This is a genomic window from Rhodoferax sp. ZS1R8 (genome assembly GCF_056521325.1).
On sequence record NZ_JBWMBA010000085.1, the window covers coordinates 1,009 to 1,368 of the forward strand.

Sequence of the window (360 nt, forward strand, 5' to 3'; positions counted from 1 at the left end):
CAGGTCGGCACTGTCATGGGCACCCCCGCCTATATGTCGCCCGAACAGTTCATGGGCCAGCCGGTGGATGGGCGCAGTGACATCTTCTCGTGCGGCGTCATCCTGTACCAGTTTTTGACGGGCGAGAAGCCTTTCACCGGCAATTCGACGACCATCATGTACAAGGTGCTGCACGAGGAGCCATTAGCCCCCTCGCTGCTGAACGTGGCCCTGCCCGCCGCCTTCGACGCCGTGGTCAAAAAAGCCATGGCCAAGAACCCGGACGAGCGTTACCAAACGGCGCAGGACTTTGCGCAAGCCATCAAGACCACGCTGGGCGCTGCATCGACAACCGCACCTATTGCGGCTGCAGACCCCGAC

Annotated in this window: 1 protein-coding gene; it reads left to right on the plus strand. The window is 61.7% G+C overall.

Going from position 1 to position 360, the window contains the following annotated elements:
• The coding region (locus AC097P_RS23985; protein WP_479612935.1) for a protein kinase domain-containing protein at nucleotides 1-360 on the plus strand (360 nt) is incomplete at both ends.